This is a genomic window from Pseudomonas sp. GW821-FHT09H03, from assembly GCF_059415945.1.
On sequence record NZ_JBWKOF010000017.1, the window covers coordinates 44,880 to 61,665 of the forward strand.

The 16,786-nt window shown below is 59.6% G+C and carries 13 protein-coding genes; 3 read left to right on the forward strand and 10 right to left on the reverse strand.

Going from position 1 to position 16,786, the window contains the following annotated elements; translation table 11 throughout:
- Window positions 1-4: 4 nt before the first annotated feature.
- From phnE to AC07OG_RS21985, 8 genes are all read right to left on the reverse strand, one after another.
- Window positions 5-772, reverse strand: a complete 768-nt coding sequence (gene phnE, locus AC07OG_RS21950) for a phosphonate ABC transporter, permease protein PhnE (RefSeq protein WP_495068076.1) — start codon at window positions 770-772, stop codon at window positions 5-7.
- On the reverse strand, window positions 769-1,596 hold the full coding sequence (locus tag AC07OG_RS21955; RefSeq protein ID WP_060541747.1) for a PhnE/PtxC family ABC transporter permease: 828 nt from the start codon (window positions 1,594-1,596) through the stop codon (window positions 769-771). Before AC07OG_RS21955 ends, phnE begins: the two co-directional genes overlap by 4 nt.
- Window positions 1,590-2,387 (reverse strand): phosphonate ABC transporter ATP-binding protein, encoded by a 798-nt coding sequence (locus AC07OG_RS21960; protein WP_218423811.1) that lies wholly within the window; start codon window positions 2,385-2,387, stop codon window positions 1,590-1,592. The genes AC07OG_RS21955 and AC07OG_RS21960 overlap by 7 nt, the downstream gene beginning before the upstream one ends.
- Entirely contained in the window at window positions 2,384-3,235 is an 852-nt protein-coding gene (locus AC07OG_RS21965; RefSeq protein WP_060541745.1) for a putative selenate ABC transporter substrate-binding protein, read from the reverse strand. The genes AC07OG_RS21960 and AC07OG_RS21965 overlap by 4 nt, the downstream gene beginning before the upstream one ends.
- 245 nt (window positions 3,236-3,480) lie before the next feature.
- Window positions 3,481-4,659: a trans-sulfuration enzyme family protein gene (locus AC07OG_RS21970; RefSeq protein WP_495068077.1), complete on the reverse strand. Its 1,179-nt coding sequence runs from the start codon at window positions 4,657-4,659 to the stop codon at window positions 3,481-3,483.
- The gene (locus tag AC07OG_RS21975; RefSeq protein WP_218423814.1) at window positions 4,656-6,032 is read right to left on the reverse strand and encodes a pyridoxal-phosphate dependent enzyme; all 1,377 of its coding nucleotides are present in this window, start codon (window positions 6,030-6,032) and stop codon (window positions 4,656-4,658) included. Before AC07OG_RS21975 ends, AC07OG_RS21970 begins: the two co-directional genes overlap by 4 nt.
- Window positions 6,033-6,789: 757 nt before the next feature.
- The gene (locus AC07OG_RS21980; RefSeq protein WP_218423815.1) at window positions 6,790-7,749 is read right to left on the reverse strand and encodes an HlyD family secretion protein; all 960 of its coding nucleotides are present in this window, start codon (window positions 7,747-7,749) and stop codon (window positions 6,790-6,792) included.
- Window positions 7,750-7,752: 3 nt separating this feature from the next.
- Window positions 7,753-8,124: a DUF3302 domain-containing protein gene (locus tag AC07OG_RS21985; RefSeq protein WP_060541741.1), complete on the reverse strand. Its 372-nt coding sequence runs from the start codon at window positions 8,122-8,124 to the stop codon at window positions 7,753-7,755.
- A gap of 527 nt (window positions 8,125-8,651) precedes the next feature.
- On the opposite strand from AC07OG_RS21985, the gene AC07OG_RS21990 reads away from it, so the two are divergent.
- On the forward strand, window positions 8,652-9,746 hold the full coding sequence (locus AC07OG_RS21990; protein ID WP_495068078.1) for a sterol desaturase family protein: 1,095 nt from the start codon (window positions 8,652-8,654) through the stop codon (window positions 9,744-9,746).
- A 391-nt stretch (window positions 9,747-10,137) separates the two neighbouring features.
- On the opposite strand, the gene AC07OG_RS21995 is transcribed toward AC07OG_RS21990, so the two are convergent.
- Complete coding sequence (locus AC07OG_RS21995) at window positions 10,138-11,103, reverse strand: endonuclease (RefSeq protein ID WP_060541793.1); 966 nt, start codon at window positions 11,101-11,103, stop codon at window positions 10,138-10,140.
- A 358-nt stretch (window positions 11,104-11,461) separates the two neighbouring features.
- Here AC07OG_RS21995 and AC07OG_RS22000 point away from each other — a divergent pair, with 358 nt between their 5' ends.
- Window positions 11,462-13,381: a potassium transporter Kup gene (locus AC07OG_RS22000; protein ID WP_495068079.1), complete on the forward strand. Its 1,920-nt coding sequence runs from the start codon at window positions 11,462-11,464 to the stop codon at window positions 13,379-13,381.
- Between the two features lie 297 nt (window positions 13,382-13,678).
- On the opposite strand, the gene AC07OG_RS22005 is transcribed toward AC07OG_RS22000, so the two are convergent.
- Complete coding sequence (locus AC07OG_RS22005) at window positions 13,679-14,668, reverse strand: alpha/beta hydrolase (RefSeq protein WP_495068080.1); 990 nt, start codon at window positions 14,666-14,668, stop codon at window positions 13,679-13,681.
- Between the two features lie 719 nt (window positions 14,669-15,387).
- Between AC07OG_RS22005 and AC07OG_RS22010 the strand changes: the two genes are divergently transcribed.
- On the forward strand, window positions 15,388-16,638 hold the full coding sequence (locus tag AC07OG_RS22010) for an OprD family outer membrane porin (protein WP_495068081.1): 1,251 nt from the start codon (window positions 15,388-15,390) through the stop codon (window positions 16,636-16,638).
- Window positions 16,639-16,786 lie beyond the last annotated feature (148 nt).

Consider the following 16,786-nt stretch of genomic DNA (forward strand, 5'->3'; position numbering starts at 1 on the left):
CCCATCACGCCTTGACCCAGCGCTGACGACTCCAGCTGCTCAGACCATCGACTGCAAACACCAACAGCAACATGGCCAGAATGACCGTGCTGGCCTGGGCTTCCTGGAACAGGCTGAGGCTGACATAGAGCATTTGCCCCAGGCCACCGGCCCCGACAAAGCCGAGCACGCTGGCCATGCGGATGTTGTTTTCCCAGCGGTACAGGATGTACGCCAACAGTTGCGGAAACAGGTTGGGCAGGGTGCCGTAACAGAAGGCCCACACCACATTCCCGCCTTGCAGGCGGATTGCTTCGGCTGGTTGCGGCGGGGTGTTTTCCAGCGCTTCGGCGAACAGGCGGCCAAGTACGCCGGTGGTGTGCATGGCCAGGGCCAGGGTCCCGGCGTTGGGGCCGAGTCCGGCGGCCAGCACCATCAGCGCAGCCCACACCAGTTCCGGAATGGCGCGCAGGGCGTTCAGCACCAGGCGCGACGCACTCTGCAGCGGCAAACCGAAACGCCCGGCCGCCGGCAGTGCCAGCACCAGGCCCAATACCGCCGCGAGCAGGGTGCCCAAGGCCGACATGGCCAGGGTTTCCACGGCACCACGGCCGATGGCTTGCAGGTGGCTGGCACTGAGGTCGGGGCTGAGAAAACGCAGGACGTAGGCGCCCATCTGCTTCAGGTTATCGCTGCCCGCCAGCTCACCCAGATCGATACCCAGATAACGGAACGACGCGACGACCGCCGCGCCGATGCACAGGATCAGCAGCAGGTTGATCAGGCGATTCATGCGAACCTCCAGCGCAGCAGGCGGCTGATCTGATCGGCCAGCAGCACCAACACGAAAAAGGTCAGCAACATGCTCGCCACTTCACCGCCGGCGAACATGCGCAGCGACAGGTCGATTTGCTGGCCCAGGCCACCGGCGCCAACGAAACCCATCACCACGGACGCGCGGATCGCGCATTCCCAGCGATACACGGTGTACGACAGCAACTCCGCCGCGACATTGGGCAGGATGCCGTAGCAGAACGCCGCCAGCCGGCCACTGCCGGCTTGCAGCAGTGCGTGGGCGGGACGCTGGTCGACGGACTCGAAAATTTCCGCGTAGACCTTGCCGAGCATGCCGCTGTAGGTGATGGCGATGGCCAGCACCCCCGCCGTCGGGCCAAGGCCGACGGCGCGCACGAACAGCAGGGCCCAGACGATTTCCGGCACGCTGCGCAGGAAGATCAGCAGCCCGCGCACCGGCCAGCGCAACAGCCGGCCCAAGGCGCTCGGGCGACCGCTGCGCGAGGCCGCCGAGAGTGACAGTGCGCGACTGGCCAGCAGGCTCGCGGGTACGGCCAGCAGCAACGCCAGGGCCATGCCGGCGGTGGCGATCGCCAGTGTCTGCAGCGTGGCTTGCCACAGCAGTTCAAGGAATTCTTCGCCATGAGCCGGTGGCCAGAAGGCTGAGACAAACCGGCCCATCTCACTCTGGCTGTCGGCCATGAGCAGGACACCCAGGTCCAGTTCGCTGAAATGGACGCCGGGCCACAGCAGGGCAAGTGCCAACAGGCTGAGCAGCAGGCGAGGCAGGGTGGCGGGGTCTCGTGTATCGCGGGTCAGCATCGGGGAATCTGCAGGCTCAAGGGTGCCACCGGAGGGGGCGGGGATTGCAGTTGCTCATTGGCATAGAGCCTGTCGAGCAAATCGTGGTCGACGTCGCTTGCGGGCAGATCGAACAGGACCTGCCCTTCACGCAAGCCGATGATGCGCGAGAAGTTGCTCAGCGCCAGGTCCACCGCATGCAGGCTGGCGACCAGCGTCACCTTGTGCTCGCGCGCGTGGCGGCAGAGGGTCGACAGGGTGTGCCCGGCCAATACCGGGTCCATCGCCGACACCGGTTCATCGGCCAGCAACACCTCGGGCGCCTGGTACAGCACGCGGGCAATGCCCACGCGTTGCAGCTGGCCACCGGACAATTGCTGGCATTGGGCGAACAGCTTGTCGCCCAGGTCCAGCTTGAGCAGTGCCGCCCGAGCCCCAGGAACGTCCACCGGATGCAGCAGGTTCAGCAGGCTTTTGGCAAAACCCCATTGGCCGAGTTTTCCGGCCAGCACCGCCGTGACCACCCGTTGCCGCGGTGGCAGTGGCGGTGCCTGGTGCACCAGGCCGATGCGCGCCCGCAAGCGTTGGCGCTGGCGGGCGCCGAGCTGCCAGGCTTGCTCGCCGAGCACTTCGACCGTGCCGCTGCCGGGGCGCAGGGCGGTGGCCAGCAGGTTCAGCAGGCTCGACTTGCCGGCACCGGAGGGGCCGATGATCGCCACCTGCTCACCGGCGCCGATGTGCAGGTCGACCTCATGCAGCGCTCGCACGCCATTGCCATGGGTGAGGCTGACCCGGTTCAGATGCAAGGTCATTTCAGCAGGTCGGCAGCGCGTGCGGCTTCCTCGATGCCCTTGTAGTTCTCGGGACTGGTCTCGATGAAGCGGCTGGCGGCTTGCAGGTCGAGGATCGCCTTTTGCTCAGGGTTGGCCGGGTCGAGCGCGAGGAAAGCGGCCTTGATTTTCGCGGCCAGGGCCGGGTCGAGGGTGCCGCGCACGGTCCAGTTGTAGTCGAAGTAGGCCGGTGTGGTGGCGAAGACCTTGACCTTGTTGGTATCGACCTTGCCGGCGGCTACCAGTTTTTCCCAGACGCTGGCGTTGAGCACGCCTGCATCCACCTTGCCGGCCTGAACCCAGGCAACGGTGGCGTCATGGGCACCGGAGTAGCCGACGCGGCTGAAATAGGTTTCCGGCTTGATGCCGTCCTTCAGCATGAAGTAGCGCGGCATCAGGCTGCCGGAGGTGGAGGACACCGAACCGAAGGCGAAGGACTTGCCCTTGAGGTCGGCCAGCGATTTGACGTTCGGGTCGGCCGTGATGAATTTGCTGGTGAACTGGGCATCCTGTTCGCGCTGTACCAGCGGTATGGCATTGCCGGTTTTCAGGCGCGCCTGGACGAAGGTGAAGCCGCCCAGCCAGGCCATGTCGATGCGGTCGGTGGCCAGCGCTTCAACCACGGCCGGGTAGTCGGACACCGGTACGAACTCGACCTTCATGCCCAACTGCTTCTCCAGGTATTCGCCCAATGGCTTGAACTTGCGCAACAGTTCGGTGGGGGCTTCGTCGGGAATGGCGCTGACCTTGAGGGTCTCGGCAGCCTGAGCCAGCAGGGTGGAAAGGGACAAGGTCAGGCCGACGGCCAATGCCAGGGTGCGTTTGAGCATGGAGGTTCTCCGGTTCAATAGCGGAAAAATGTCGATGCGCCCCGCACAAGCTGATTGCTGCACGACGCTTCGTGAGGGTAGACGAAAACGTCGGGATTATAGAGGCATTGCGCGCGATCCAGTAGGAGCGAGCATGCTCGCGATGGACGTCAACGATGACGCGGGCATCCTGAATGCCCGTGGCGCTCTCCGGTTTTTCGCGAGCGTGCTCGCTCCTACAGGGTGTCCCGTTAGTCGGGGGGGGCTTACATCTTCGCCAGCGCCTGCGCCAAATCGGCCCGCAAGTCTTCCACGTCTTCGACTCCAACTGATAAACGTACCAGCCCATCGCCGATCCCTAACTGCGCACGGGTGGCAACAGGGATGGTGGCATGGGTCATGATCGCCGGGTGTTCGATCAGGCTTTCCACGCCGCCCAGGCTCTCGGCCAAAGCGAAGATCTGCACACTCTCAAGGAAGCGTTTGGCGCCTGCCAGATCGCTGTTAAGGTCGAGGGCGATCATTCCGCCGAACCCGCGCATTTGCCGGCAAGCCAATTCGTGCTGCGGGTGCGAGGGCAGACCGGGGTAGTAGACCCTGGAGACTTGTGGCTGACGCTCCAGCCATTGCGCCAGCTCCAGGGCGTTGCTGCAGTGGCGTTCCATACGCAGGGCCAGAGTCTTCACGCCGCGCAGGGTGAGGAAGGCGTCGAACGGCCCGGCGATCGCCCCCACGGCGTTTTGCAGGAAACCCAGGCGCTCGGCCAGCTCGGCGTTTTGCCCGACCACGGCGATGCCGCCGATTACGTCGGAGTGGCCATTGAGGTACTTGGTGGTCGAGTGCAACACGATGTCAAAACCCAGCTCCAGCGGGCGCTGGATGTACGGACTGGCGAAGGTATTGTCGGCTACGCAAATGATCCCGCGTGAACGGCAGATGCGAGCGAGGGCGGCCAGATCGCAAAGGCGCAGCAGGGGATTGCTCGGCGTCTCGACCATGACCATTCGCGTGTCGTCTTCCAGCGCTGCCTCGAAGGCGGACAGATCCGTCAGGTCGACGAAGCTGAAACGGTGCCCGGCGCTGCGCTGGCGCACCTTGTCGAACAGGCGGAATGTGCCACCGTACAAGTCATTGCCGGAGACGACGTGCGAGCCGGCGTCGAGCAGTTCGAGCACGGTGGAAATAGTCGCCAGCCCCGACGCAAAGGCAAAGGCCTGGGTACCGCCTTCGAGGTCCGCGACGCAACGCTCCAGGGCCCAGCGCGTCGGGTTGTGCGAGCGTCCGTAGTCAAGGCCCTTGTGCACGCCGGGGCTCTGTTGCAGGTAGGTGGAGTTGGCGTAGATCGGCGGCATCAAGGCCCCGGTGGACGGGTCCGGTGCTTGCCCGGCATGGATCACCCGGGTGGCGAAGCCCTGTGGCGGGGAGTTTTTGTCCTGTTGACTCATGGCAGGGATCTCCGCAAGTGATTAAGCATGTCGGTTCGGGTAATCAGTCCGTGAAAACCCGAGGCATCCTTGATGATCGCCACCAGGCCTCGGCCCAGTTCAGCCTCCAGTTCCGCCAGCGTGGCGTCGGGGGCCAAGGTCTGCAGTTTGTCGGTCATGGCGCTGGCCACGGTCTTGCGAAAGTGCGCCGCGTCTTCGTGCACCCCGAGCAGAATGTCGGATTCGTCGATGACCCCGACCAGTTGCTGCCCGCCCACCAGCACCGGCAGTTGCGAGACGTCCGCCAGGCGCATGCGCTGGAACGCGGTGAGCAGGGTGTCGTCGGGGCCGACGCTGATCACCCGGCCATCCTCGAAACGCCGCGCCACCAGGTCGCGCAGGTCGCCGTAATGCTTGCGTTGCAACAAGCCCTGGTCGTTCATCCACTGGTCGTTGTAGACCTTGGACAGGTAACGGGTACCGGTGTCGCAGACGAAGCTGACCACCCGTTTCGGCTCGGTTTGCTCGCGGCAGTAACGCAAGGCCGCCGCCAGCAATGTCCCGGTCGAAGAACCACCGAGAATGCCTTCGGCGCGCAGCAACTGGCGGGCGTGATCGAAGCTTTCTTCATCGCTGATCGAATAGGCGTGACGCACGCTGGAGAGGTCGGCAATCGATGGAATGAAGTCTTCGCCAATGCCTTCCACCGCCCAGGAACCGGGGGTGGGGAGGGTGCCGCTGCGGCTGTATTCGGCCATCACCGAACCGATCGGGTCGGCCAGGATCATTTCCAGGTCCGGTTGTACCCGTTTGAAGAAGCGGGTCAGGCCGGTGAGGGTGCCGGCTGACCCGACGCCGACGACGATGGCATCCAGGTCATGCTGGGTCTGTGCCCAGATTTCCGGCGCGGTGCTGCACTCATGGGCCAGCGGGTTGGCGGGGTTGTTGAACTGGTCGGCGAAGAAGGCATCGGGAATGTCCTGCGCCAACCGTGCGGCGACGTCCTGGTAATACTCCGGATGGCCTTTGCCGACATCGGAACGGGTGATGTGCACCTCGGCGCCCATTGCCTTGAGGTGCAGGACTTTTTCCGTGGACATCTTGTCCGGCACCACCAGCACCACCCGGTAGCCTTTGGCCCGGCCGACCAGCGCCAGGCCCAGGCCCGTGTTGCCAGCGGTGGCCTCGACAATGGTGCCACCGGGGCGCAGCCGGCCATCGCGCTCGGCGGCGTCGATCATCGCCAGACCGATGCGGTCCTTGATCGAACCACCGGGGTTCTGGGATTCGAGCTTGAGAAACAGTGTGCAGGGGCCGGTATCGAAACGGCTGACGCGCACCAGTGGCGTGTTGCCGATCAGTTCGAGCACGGCGGGGCGTGAATTGCCTGGCATGTCATCTCCTCCTTGCGTAGCTCCTGATGTAGCTGTGCTGCGAATGAACAGCGACCTGCGATAAGCATCGAGTACTCGTCACAGGCAAGGGTTCGTTTGGACCATAGGCCGGGATCGGGTCACCCGCAACCTTGTGCAGCCAGCCGGTAGGCTCGTCGCTTTTTGCTCCGGAACGAGGGTGCAAGTCGGCGAGGCCGTTTGTCGGATGTATGGTTCTGCCCAGAAGAGGGCTCGGTGGATAAGCCGCCAAACGGCGTGCAGCGGGGCGCAAGCGGGTTGGACGGTAGCCCGCAATCGAGTCCCGGCACACATGGAACTGATAAAAATTGCAGGCGTCAAAGCTTTACGGGCGGTTCGGCGTGGTGATGGTCACGGGGTCGAATTGGAACCCCAGGATTCAAAGGCGGGAGGTTGGTGATGGTCATGGCGAGATTGACGATGATCAAGTTCTTTGCGGCTTACCTGGCCGCATGTGTCCTCCTGCAATGGGTCGTGGGCCAGGCGTCTCCCTGGATTGCCTCGCACCTTCTGCTGCCCTGGATTCTTTAGCGCAGCGCTGAATATAAAAAGATATCCGCACCTTTCGAATGCATTCAACTCCAAGGCACGCGGGGAACCATTCCCCGCGTTGCACTTCATGTCTGTGCCAATCGCTGAGTTAACCTGCAACGACCCGTTCAACGGCGTGATCGGGCCGGCTCCTTTGAACCGGCCTTTGTCTCAATCCTTTGAACGTCACGCCGCCATCATCCAGCGATTAATGGAATGGGAAGATGTAGTTCATCCAGGCCGCCATGCGCAGGAGGATTTTGCGCATCATGGCAATGTGGGTGAAATGCTGGCTGTAGAGCGCCGCCTGGCCGTAGGCACCGCCGGGCATCAGCTTGGCATACGGGGCGAAATCGGGGTCGGTGATTTCAATGATCACCGGAACCCGACCGGCCGGTGGTGAGCCGGTAAAGCTGATGAGCGAGCCGGAAGGTTGGACCTGACCTTCGGCGATGACTTCAAGGACGCTTTTGACCTTGCCCTCGAAAACCTTACCCGGAATGCCGTCGAAAGCGACTTCGGCCTCATCGCCGACCGTCAGGCGCAGCAGGCTGTTCTGGCGCATCCACGCCGCGAAATATTGGCCTTCATCGGGGATGAACACCATCGAGGGGCGTAGCGGGAACTTCGTCGCCATCATGCCCGGACGCAAAGACACATGGGTGACAAAGCCTTTGCTCGGTGCGCGCACCGTCGTGTTATCGAGTTCGTACTGCGCGCCGTCGAGTTGCGCCTGCAGGTCATCAGTACGGGAAACGACGACATCCAGTTCCCGTTGGGTGGCGAAGTTACGCTTGATCAGTTCGCTGATTCGGGCGCGGTCAGCTTTGGCCACCAACAGTTGGGCCTTGAGCGACTTCACTCGATACTCGAAGGGGGCCGGGTCGATCCGAAACAGCACATCGCCCTTTTCCAGGCGTTCGTTGCCCTGGACCGGCACGTCGATCACCTGGCCTGTGACCACGGGAATCACCGGGACGGAGACGAAATACGAACGTGCAACCTCCGAGTAGGGATGGTTGTAGTTCATCACGAAAATCATCGCGCCAACGATCAGGATCCCGCCCAATACAGCGGTGGGGACCGTCCATTTGTTCAAGGGGATGCGGAAGATCTTGAAGATTGCAACGCAGATGGCGGTGTAAGTCAGTACCAGTAAAAGATCCATGGGTCAGATTCCCTCGCCACTGTTGTCGGTCGGCAACCTGTGCTGCGCCGTTCCTGTCGCTGTCTCCAGGTGCGCGACGCGGCTTTGCAGTTCTGCGACTTGTTGTTCCAGATGCACAACATGGGCGTGCCCTGATTTTCCATCACTGAACCCCCAGCCCCGGTCTTCCCGGTATGCCATCGCCCAGATCCATAGGAACGGCCACAGCGCATGCAGGGTAAACAGGCTGACCCAGCCCGTGGCGTGAATCGCATCCTGGTGCGGATGATTGCGGTGGACCGCAATTTCATAAGGAATGTCGTGGAGCAGGATAATCCCGTAGAACAGGACAAGTCCGACAAAGAACAACAGCCCCAACGCGAAGTAATCAAGCATCAATTGTCTCTCTGTGAATCAGTTGGCGTACTCGCTCCAGTGTAGCCGCTCAATCTACACTTGAAGAGCCGGTATCGGCGGATGAGCCGGACGGTACTCAACGAGCAGGACATGGAGAGGGTGGGCAATGCAAAATAATTAAAAACAGAAGCGGGCCCCGGTGCCTGATCCAGTCGAGCACATTACAGAAGTTGTATTCGGCCTGTTAATGGCCATGACGTTCACCGGAACCATCAGTGTGGCGACGGCAGACCAGGCAGCGCAAGAGCGCTCGATGATGATTGCCGCGCTCGGCTGTAACCTTGCCTGGGGCTGGCGGACGCTGTCATGTATCTGTCATCGCCGGCTGGATGCTGGCCAAATACGCTAACGCCAAACCTTGGCAGGGCGGGGTGGCCCTGGCGCTCACAGGTAGCGTGCTGATCGTCGCCATCATCGCGCTCGGTGGCTAGAGATTTTCACCCGGCAGCACATCGAGTATTCATTCTCATTTACAATGCCCTTCCACTTACGCAGGGCAGTCGGGTATGGATGTGCTCGCCGATCTACATCGTTCCCTGATCAGGTGGGTGATCGAGCCGGTCACCCACCAGTTTCTTGGCATCTTCGATGTCAATGGGCGCCTGGGAGTGGTCTTTCTCTGCGTTTCCTACGGCGTCGCCTATGGCCTGTTTCGATTCAGAACGTCTCGCGGATTGACCGGGGCGCACTCCTTCGGGCAGTTCCTCGGCGGGCGGCGGGTTTACCTGCACCGCTCGGCGCTGCTCGATTACCGCTACTACTTCGTGCTCGCCATCCTGAAAGTGACGCTGGTGCTGCCGATTGTCGGGCTGGTTGATCCCTATGTGCTGCGTTCAGCGGACTACATCAGATTTTTCTCTAACCTGTGGGGCGCGCGCGCACAAGTGGGGGAGAATCTCGGGCTTTCCCTGCTCTACGGCCTGGGCGTGTTCCTGGTCAAGGATTTCGCTCATTACTGGAACCACCGGGCCTTTCATTCGCGCTACTTGTGGGCATTTCACAAAGTCCATCATTCGGCGCCCGTGCTGGTGCCGGCTACGGCAAGCCGGGTGCATTTTCTTGAAGAACTCGTCGAAAAGCTGGTGGATATCATCTGCCTGGGCCTCTATGCCGGAGTCTTCTGGTACGCCTGTGGCGGCGAGGTCAGCCGCTATACCCTGTTTGGCGTGACGTGGATTGTGTTCATCTTCAACGGTCTGGCGGCCAACCTGCGGCATAGCCATGTGTGGTTTTCATTCGGGCCGTTGATCGAGCGGGTGCTGAGCAGTCCCGCGCAGCATCAGATTCACCACAGCGATGCGCCGCGGCATTTCAACAAGAACTTCGGTATCAACCTGTCACTGTGGGACTGGATGTTCGGCACGCTCTATGTCACCCGGTCGACCCCGGAAGCAATCCGCTTCGGCACTGGTGAGCAGGATCACGAGCGTTACCTGACGCTTCACGGCCTGATCATCACGCCCTTTGTCGACGTTGCCCGCAAGTTTTTTCCCCCCAGACGCCCGCAATCGAACTTGACCGAGCCTGGACGAAACCTGTCTGATCCGTATTTTCCTGCGCAATCTGCATCTGTAACGAAAACAGTCACCGGCCCACAATAAGTCATCGGCAGGGTCATCCGCCCGGCGCACAACAGCGCAGTACGACCCTGTACAGCAACTTCATGAGCTGGGAGGCCATATGGCCAGAATGACGCTTTTTCTCGGTGGTTTTCTGCTGTTGACCATTTTGATCGGGGCACTGGCGACCATTCCTCCGGGGTGAAGAGGGCGCCGGCGAATGCGAGCGATTGGGTGCTGATCGAGTCGCCCGAACGCAACCTAATGCGCACAGGTTCACCTTGACCGGGGGCCTGCCAGACTCCGTTACCGCGGGGGACTTCGTCTTTGCCTGAATGATCGGCCCATGCTCACGCCTGGTGAGGGCGTGAGCATGCCGAGGAAGCTTCAGCGACGCTAATCGTCAAATCGGCTCCATCAACTCCACCTGCTGTTACTTGCAGTTGCCGGCCTTACGAAATCCGGCGGCCTGGGCGGCAGCTTCAGAGTCAAAAGTTATCTGGTTTTTTTCCGACACTTGAGCATAACCAGGGCAACCGATTGAGAGGTGATACACCTGGCTCTTGCGGTTGCCAATGATCAAGCCTGCCCCGGTCGCTTTCGCCAGGGTTGGCTGGGCCGTTACTGGCACGGGTTTCCCGGCAATGGCGCTGACGGTTCCATCACCTGCCGCCTTGTATCCTTGCGTCCATTGACGGTCACCCGTCACGAAAGGGTTGGAGTGCCCCATGATTGAGGCAATGCGACTATCGCGCACTTTCTCCCAGGCCGAGACCGGGTACTGCTTGTCCCAGGCCATCAGTAGTTGTTGCTGCTGACGTGACATGTTCAGATTGTATCGATCGAACATGTAAAAGGTCGTCCTCGCGACCAGCCCTTTGACCTCGTCACGGGGTTCGGCGGCTCGTTGATCAAAATCAACCCGGGTCTTGCATTGCCCATACTGCGGCGCTACGCCGGGGGTCATTGCGTAGTTGAAATTACTACGGTCGCCGTTCACTTCCCCAACAGACGGGTAGAGATTGAACAGGTCCGCTTCCATGGCTCGGAAGACCGGATCGTCGTCCACGCAGTGCTCTCGACCGCCGTTCTTCCAGCACTGGCGTTGGTTACCGAATGTCCAGGCAGGAACTATATGTTCCCACTCAGTCCGCTCGGCGCGGTTTTGCTGTTTTCTGGTTTGATAGCCGCAAGAATCAGGGTCAATACGGCCACCCGACTTGCCTACCCATGTCCACTTGCAACCGCAGTACAACTCGCCAAGGGCACTGTTCGCCTGGTCGAGGTAGATTTTCTGTTTTGCTATGACCTTGGCTTCGGAAAAGTTCGACGGAGGGCTTGAGAAGGCGGGGGTGATTACCGAGAGCACCAGCGCTACTACGGACAGCAGTTTTTTCATTGGAAAACATTGGCTTATGAAGAGGGCGCGCATTATACCCACGATCTGCGCGCATGCCGCTGGAAAGCGCGTATCCAGGATGTTGCCACTGAGCCTGGTGTTGAGTGCAACGAGGCGTTTCACCGCCGACCGCCATCCATGCAATCACCATCCAGTGCGCATCGGCATGACTTGTCGGAACCAGGCTTGAGGCGAGCCGTTAATTTTTTACGCTTTTTTTACGATAAGCGGTTTGGTCCGCAACGATACTGGCCGCGATTTTATTAATCGGCCACGCGTTTGCATTCCTGATGACGCTGGCAATGTATTGCCCAAGGATGGCATGCACCTCTTTCCCGCAATTTGAGAGAAGCGACCCTTGAGTGAAACAGCGACCCGTGCACATTCAGATTCCCAATCCCAATCCCAATCCCAATCCAAGGCGTCAGGAGTGGGCTTGCTCGTCGCCGCCGTCGGAGTGGTTTACGGGGACATTGGCACCAGCCCCCTCTACACGCTCAAGGAAGTATTTTCCGGCCACTACGGCGTTCAGGTAAATCACGACGGAGTGCTGGGCATTCTATCTTTGATCTTTTGGTCACTGATCTGGGTGGTCTCGATCAAATACGTGCTGTTCATCCTGCGTGCCAACAACCAGGGCGAAGGCGGCATCATGGCGTTGACGGCGCTAGCGCGCCGCGCGGCCGCACCATATCCGCGCATGAGCAAGGTTCTGGTACTGCTTGGCCTGTTCGGTGCAGCACTTTTTTATGGGGACAGCATGATCACCCCGGCTATTTCTGTGCTCTCTGCGGTTGAAGGACTACAACTGGCGTTTGACGGAATAGAACACTGGGTCGTGCCCTTGTCGGTGATTGTGCTGGTGGCGCTGTTCTTGATACAGAAACATGGCACGGCTCGAATCGGTATCCTGTTTGGCCCCATCATGGTGCTGTGGTTTGTGGTGTTGGGTGCACTTGGTATCTACGGTATTTCGCTGCGTCCGGAAGTGCTGCAAGCACTGAACCCTGTATGGGCTGTGAAATTCTTCGTGGTTCATCCGGGAATGGGTGTGGCCATTTTGGGTGCTGTGGTGTTGGCATTGACCGGTGCAGAAGCGCTGTATGCCGACATGGGCCACTTTGGTCGCAAACCGATTGCGCGTGCCTGGTTCATCCTCGTGTTGCCGGGCCTGGTGCTCAATTACTTTGGCCAGGGCGCGTTGATCCTGGGCAACCCGGAGACTGTGCGTAACCCGTTCTATTTGCTGGCACCCGACTGGGCGCTCTTGCCGATGGTTGCACTCTCCACACTGGCGACCATCATCGCTTCCCAAGCCGTGATTTCGGGCGCTTTCTCCCTGACTAGCCAGGCCATCCAGCTTGGGTATATCCCTCGCATGTTCATCCAGCACACCTCCAGCCATGAGCAGGGGCAGATCTACATCGGTACGGTTAACTGGGCGTTGATGGTGGGTGTCGTGCTGCTGGTGCTTGGTTTCGAGTCATCCAGTGCTTTGGCTGCGGCTTATGGCGTCGCGGTGACGGGGACCATGCTGATCACAACAATCCTGTCCTCGGCTGTCGTCCTGCTCCTATGGAAAACACCGCGCTGGGTGGCCATTCCAATGTTGCTCGGATTTTTGCTGGTAGACAGCCTGTATTTCGCGGCCAACGCCGCAAAGTTTTTTCAGGGCGGTGCGTTTCCGGTGATTGCCGGCATTGGTCTGTTCATTTTGATGACGACCTGGAAGCGGGGCAGAAAGATTATCGTTGAGCGGCTGGATGAAACTGCACTTCCTCTACCGCTGTTCATCGGCAGCATCCGTACGCAGCCTCCCCATCGCGTACAAGGCACGGCAGTGTTCCTTACGGCCAGGGCAGATGCTGTTCCTCATGCGCTGCTGCACAACCTGCTGCATAACCAGGTTTTGCATGAGCAAGTGGTGTTACTCACCGTGGTTTCCGAAGACAGCCCGCGCGTGGCTGCTGACCGGCGGTTTGAGGTTGAAGCCTATGGCGAAGGTTTCTTTCGGGTCAGTCTGCACTTCGGATTTATGGAGGAGCCGGATGTTCCTCTGGCCCTGAGTCTGTGTCACTTGTCCGAGCTGGATTTCAGTCCGATGCGCACCACCTATTTCCTCAGCCGGGAGACGGTGATCCCGACCAAGCGCATCGGTATGGCCCGTTGGCGAGAAAGCCTGTTCGCGTTTTTGCTCAAGAACGCCAACAGCAACCTGAAGTACTTCAAGTTGCCGTTGAATCGGGTGATTGAGCTGGGTACACAGGTTGAGATGTAAAGAGTCATCGTGCATCCAGGGTGGCTTTTTGCGCTCGATGTGGGGCATTCGTGGTGGATGACCCACGCCTGCGAGGCTTGCCGGCGATGGCGGCGTGTCAGGCGCCAAGGATGGTGGATGTGAGGGCCTCATCGCTGGCAAGCCAGCTCATACAGGTTTCCTTGGGGAATTCAACATCCGCGCATGGCACAAATCCCTTGTGGGAGCTGGCCTGCCGGCGATGGCGGCAGGTCAGACGCCGAGGATGGTGAATGTGAGGGCCTCATCGCGAACAAGCTTGCTCCTGCAAGATTGTTTTCAGCCAATCCAGGCGTCGATTCGAGCCGTTATCCAGTCCCTGCCGTAAGCAAGCACGCTATCTGCAATTGCCGTCGGAAAATGAATAAACCCGTGGGGAGAGGAGGGTAGCAAGTGCACTTCGACAGGGGCAGATTTCATCCAGCGATCGGCTAATTGGAGTGTGTCATCTCTCAGGGGATCGAGTTCACCGGCAAACATGAGCGCTGGCGGGAAATCCGTGAAGTCGCCGTATAGCGGTGACAAAGGTGGCTGCCGGCGTTGCGCGTCAGTCAGGCCCGGCGTCAGCAGGCGAAAAGCTTCGACCATGCCCGGGCCGTCCAGCACCAGCGTTTGCGGGAGCGCCGCACGGACGCTTGGTGTTCCCGTCAAATCGTAGACGCCGTAATACAACAGCGCACCGCTGACCCGCTGCAGCAAGCCGGGCGATTGCTTTAACGCCAGCATCGTTGCCGCTGCAAGATGAGCCCCTGCCGATTCACCCACGACGATAACAGGAAGGTCTGCAAACTCTCGACAGTCGTCACCCAATAGCCAGCGAGCGGCACAAAGGCAGTCCTCCATCAGGCCTTGAACCGGAGTCGATACGGCAAGCCGGTAGTCGACCGAGACAACCGTAACGCCGCAGGCGTTCACCATGGCAAGGTTAAAGTCGTCATTCATCTGCGCATTGCCGATTACCCAGCCGCCCCCATGGAAATCAAGCACAACACCCTTTGCTTTGCCTCTGGGCCGGATGATCCGAACGGGCACTTGGTCGCCGCCCGCACCCACTACCTTTGTTTCAGCCTTGAGCCCGTGCTTGAGCAATTTTCCCGCGCCGCCGATTTGACTGGCGCGCAACAGCGCCTGGATCACATGGGGGGTGATGCGGTTGCGGATTCGAAAGCGCGGTATCCAGGCGAGCTTTTTGTTGAAGTTGCGCACTTGCAGCAACTCCCGTTCGCCTACTGACCATGGCGCTTTAGTACCCGATTCGAAATTCGTCATCAGCGGTTATTACACCCCATGGATAAGTTCAGCGCTGCGGCTATACAAAGCCACCCAAGGTCGCGGGCCAGGAGGAAAACAAGAGAGAACATCTGTCCCTGGCTGAGATCAGCGGTCTGGGGTTCAAAGATCATGTCGACTTATTAACGGACGCCCAGTGAAGCGAAAAGTTTTGCTGGGGAGCGGACATTTCTCTGATTCTGCGCAGGTGAGTCCGGGCTCGGCAGCGGGCTGCGCAATTGGAGAACCTGCTGCGCAATCGGGGAGGTTGGCAGGTGGTGCAATGGCTAGTTTAGAGCGCACCGATCAGCATGAACTGGCTTCAGGAAGGCCTATGCAGCCCAGGCGTTGCCAACGCCCATCGTGGATTTCGACTAAGGGAAACCTTTAGCCGGCTTGGAGATTACCCCCCCAACGAATGCTGTTCGTCTTGATATCGGCGCGACGCTGACTGGCATACCTTGCGTAGAAGGGAAGCGCGTCGTCGTAGCGGACTGTTGCATTGAGCCCGCCTGGCGTTTTACCCCATAACAACAAGAGGTCTGACAATGCTCCAACCCATGGTCCTTTATGTCCCTGATGCAATCCGTCTTTTGCTGTAGTTGTCTGCCGTGCACTTTTCCGGTCGCTGGATTGTTACATGGTCGCCCGGCGTTTTTCAGTTTGATTTCGCTCCTATAAATACAGTGCCCAAGCACATACAGATGTGGAGATGTCAGATGTATCAGGTAAAGCAATCTTGCCGTGGGCTCGGTATTGCCAGTGCGCTCGGAATAATCTGTTCGCCACTGGCAGCCTATGCCGATGTTATTGATGACAGTCACTTAAAAGTGGATACGCGTAACTTCTACTTGCACCGTAACTACACCAATACCAATGCGCCGGTTTCAGAAGTGCATAGCTGGTCTCAGGGTTTCGATGCGCAGTTTACCTCCGGTTACACCGACACAGCCCTGGCCATCGGCCTTGATGTGGATGCGCAATACGCCGTGCGCCTGGATTCGTCAGGCAACGATGGTTCGCTACCGTACAGCGTGAGCGATCAGCAGACGGCGGATGACTACAGTCGCGCCGGTGCCACCTTCAAGATGCGCTACAGCAAGACCGAATTGAAGGTCGGTGATCTGCGCCCACAATTGCCGGTGGCTTCCGATGACCCGAGTCGACAACTGGATACCATCTACCAGGGGGCCGTGGTCGAGTCCAGGGAAGTTGACGGATTGATGCTGACCGGTGGCCGTTTCTGGTCTGCCGCTACACGGGAGTCTTCCAATCACGAGAAACTCTACAAGTTTGGCTCCACTGATAACCTCGACAGTGATGGCCTGGACTTTGGTGGCGCTACTTACGACATTACCAAGAACCTGCAAGCCAGTTATTTCTATGGCGTGTTGCACGATATTTATCAGCAACACTATTTCGGCCTGATGCATATGGCCGACCTGGGCAATGGCTACAAACTAAAAACCGACTTGCGTTACTTCAATAACAATGAAGATGGCAGTGCATTGAACGGTGAAGTAGACAACCGCTCCTACGGAGCCTTGTTCACTTTGCTCAAGGGCGCCCACATGTTTGGCCTCAGTTACCAGCGCATGCTTGGTGACAGCGTGTTCCCGACCATGAACGGTTATATCCCGCAACCTTACCTGGTGCACTGGTCGTCCCTGGGGTTTGTCCGCCCGGATGAAAAGTCCTGGGGTGCACGCTACAGCTATGACTTTGCCGGGATGGGTATGCCGGGGCTGAAGTTCTACACCCGCTACATCAAGGGTACCCACTGGGATCGTGGCGCAAACTTGAGCGACAACCAGGAAAGCGAACGCTTTCTGGGGCTCAACTACGTGGTGCAGAGCGGGGCGCTGCAGGGCCTCGGGCTGGACCTGCGCAACATCGATGTAAAACAGAAGTACGGCTACGACTACAACGAATTCCGTGTCGCCACGACGTACACCTGGAAGTTCTGGTAAGCCCGGTCCACCCGGTGTTTGACCCCATAACAATAAGAGGCCTGAGCATGTTCGAATCCATTGTCCTTTACATCTGCCCTGCAACTTCCCAGTCGGTGCTCTGTGCACCGTCACCCGGCGCGCTGCGCACATGAGCGGATTCCAAGAG

What these genes read in the sequence shown, in the direction of transcription:
- phnE (WP_495068076.1), bottom strand. Translation starts at nt 772, where the DNA reads ATGAATCGCCTGATCAACCTGCTGCTGATCCTGTGCATCGGCGCGGCG.
- AC07OG_RS21980 (WP_218423815.1), bottom strand. Translation starts at nt 7,749, where the DNA reads ATGGATCTTTTACTGGTACTGACTTACACCGCCATCTGCGTTGCAATC.
- AC07OG_RS21995 (WP_060541793.1), bottom strand. Translation starts at nt 11,103, where the DNA reads ATGAAAAAACTGCTGTCCGTAGTAGCGCTGGTGCTCTCGGTAATCACC.
- AC07OG_RS21955 (WP_060541747.1), bottom strand. Translation starts at nt 1,596, where the DNA reads ATGCTGACCCGCGATACACGAGACCCCGCCACCCTGCCTCGCCTGCTG.
- AC07OG_RS21970 (WP_495068077.1), bottom strand. Translation starts at nt 4,659, where the DNA reads ATGAGTCAACAGGACAAAAACTCCCCGCCACAGGGCTTCGCCACCCGG.
- AC07OG_RS22010 (WP_495068081.1), top strand. Translation starts at nt 15,388, where the DNA reads ATGTATCAGGTAAAGCAATCTTGCCGTGGGCTCGGTATTGCCAGTGCG.
- AC07OG_RS21985 (WP_060541741.1), bottom strand. Translation starts at nt 8,124, where the DNA reads ATGCTTGATTACTTCGCGTTGGGGCTGTTGTTCTTTGTCGGACTTGTC.
- AC07OG_RS21960 (WP_218423811.1), bottom strand. Translation starts at nt 2,387, where the DNA reads ATGACCTTGCATCTGAACCGGGTCAGCCTCACCCATGGCAATGGCGTG.
- AC07OG_RS21990 (WP_495068078.1), top strand. Translation starts at nt 8,652, where the DNA reads ATGGATGTGCTCGCCGATCTACATCGTTCCCTGATCAGGTGGGTGATC.
- AC07OG_RS22005 (WP_495068080.1), bottom strand. Translation starts at nt 14,668, where the DNA reads ATGACGAATTTCGAATCGGGTACTAAAGCGCCATGGTCAGTAGGCGAA.
- AC07OG_RS21965 (WP_060541745.1), bottom strand. Translation starts at nt 3,235, where the DNA reads ATGCTCAAACGCACCCTGGCATTGGCCGTCGGCCTGACCTTGTCCCTT.
- AC07OG_RS21975 (WP_218423814.1), bottom strand. Translation starts at nt 6,032, where the DNA reads ATGCCAGGCAATTCACGCCCCGCCGTGCTCGAACTGATCGGCAACACG.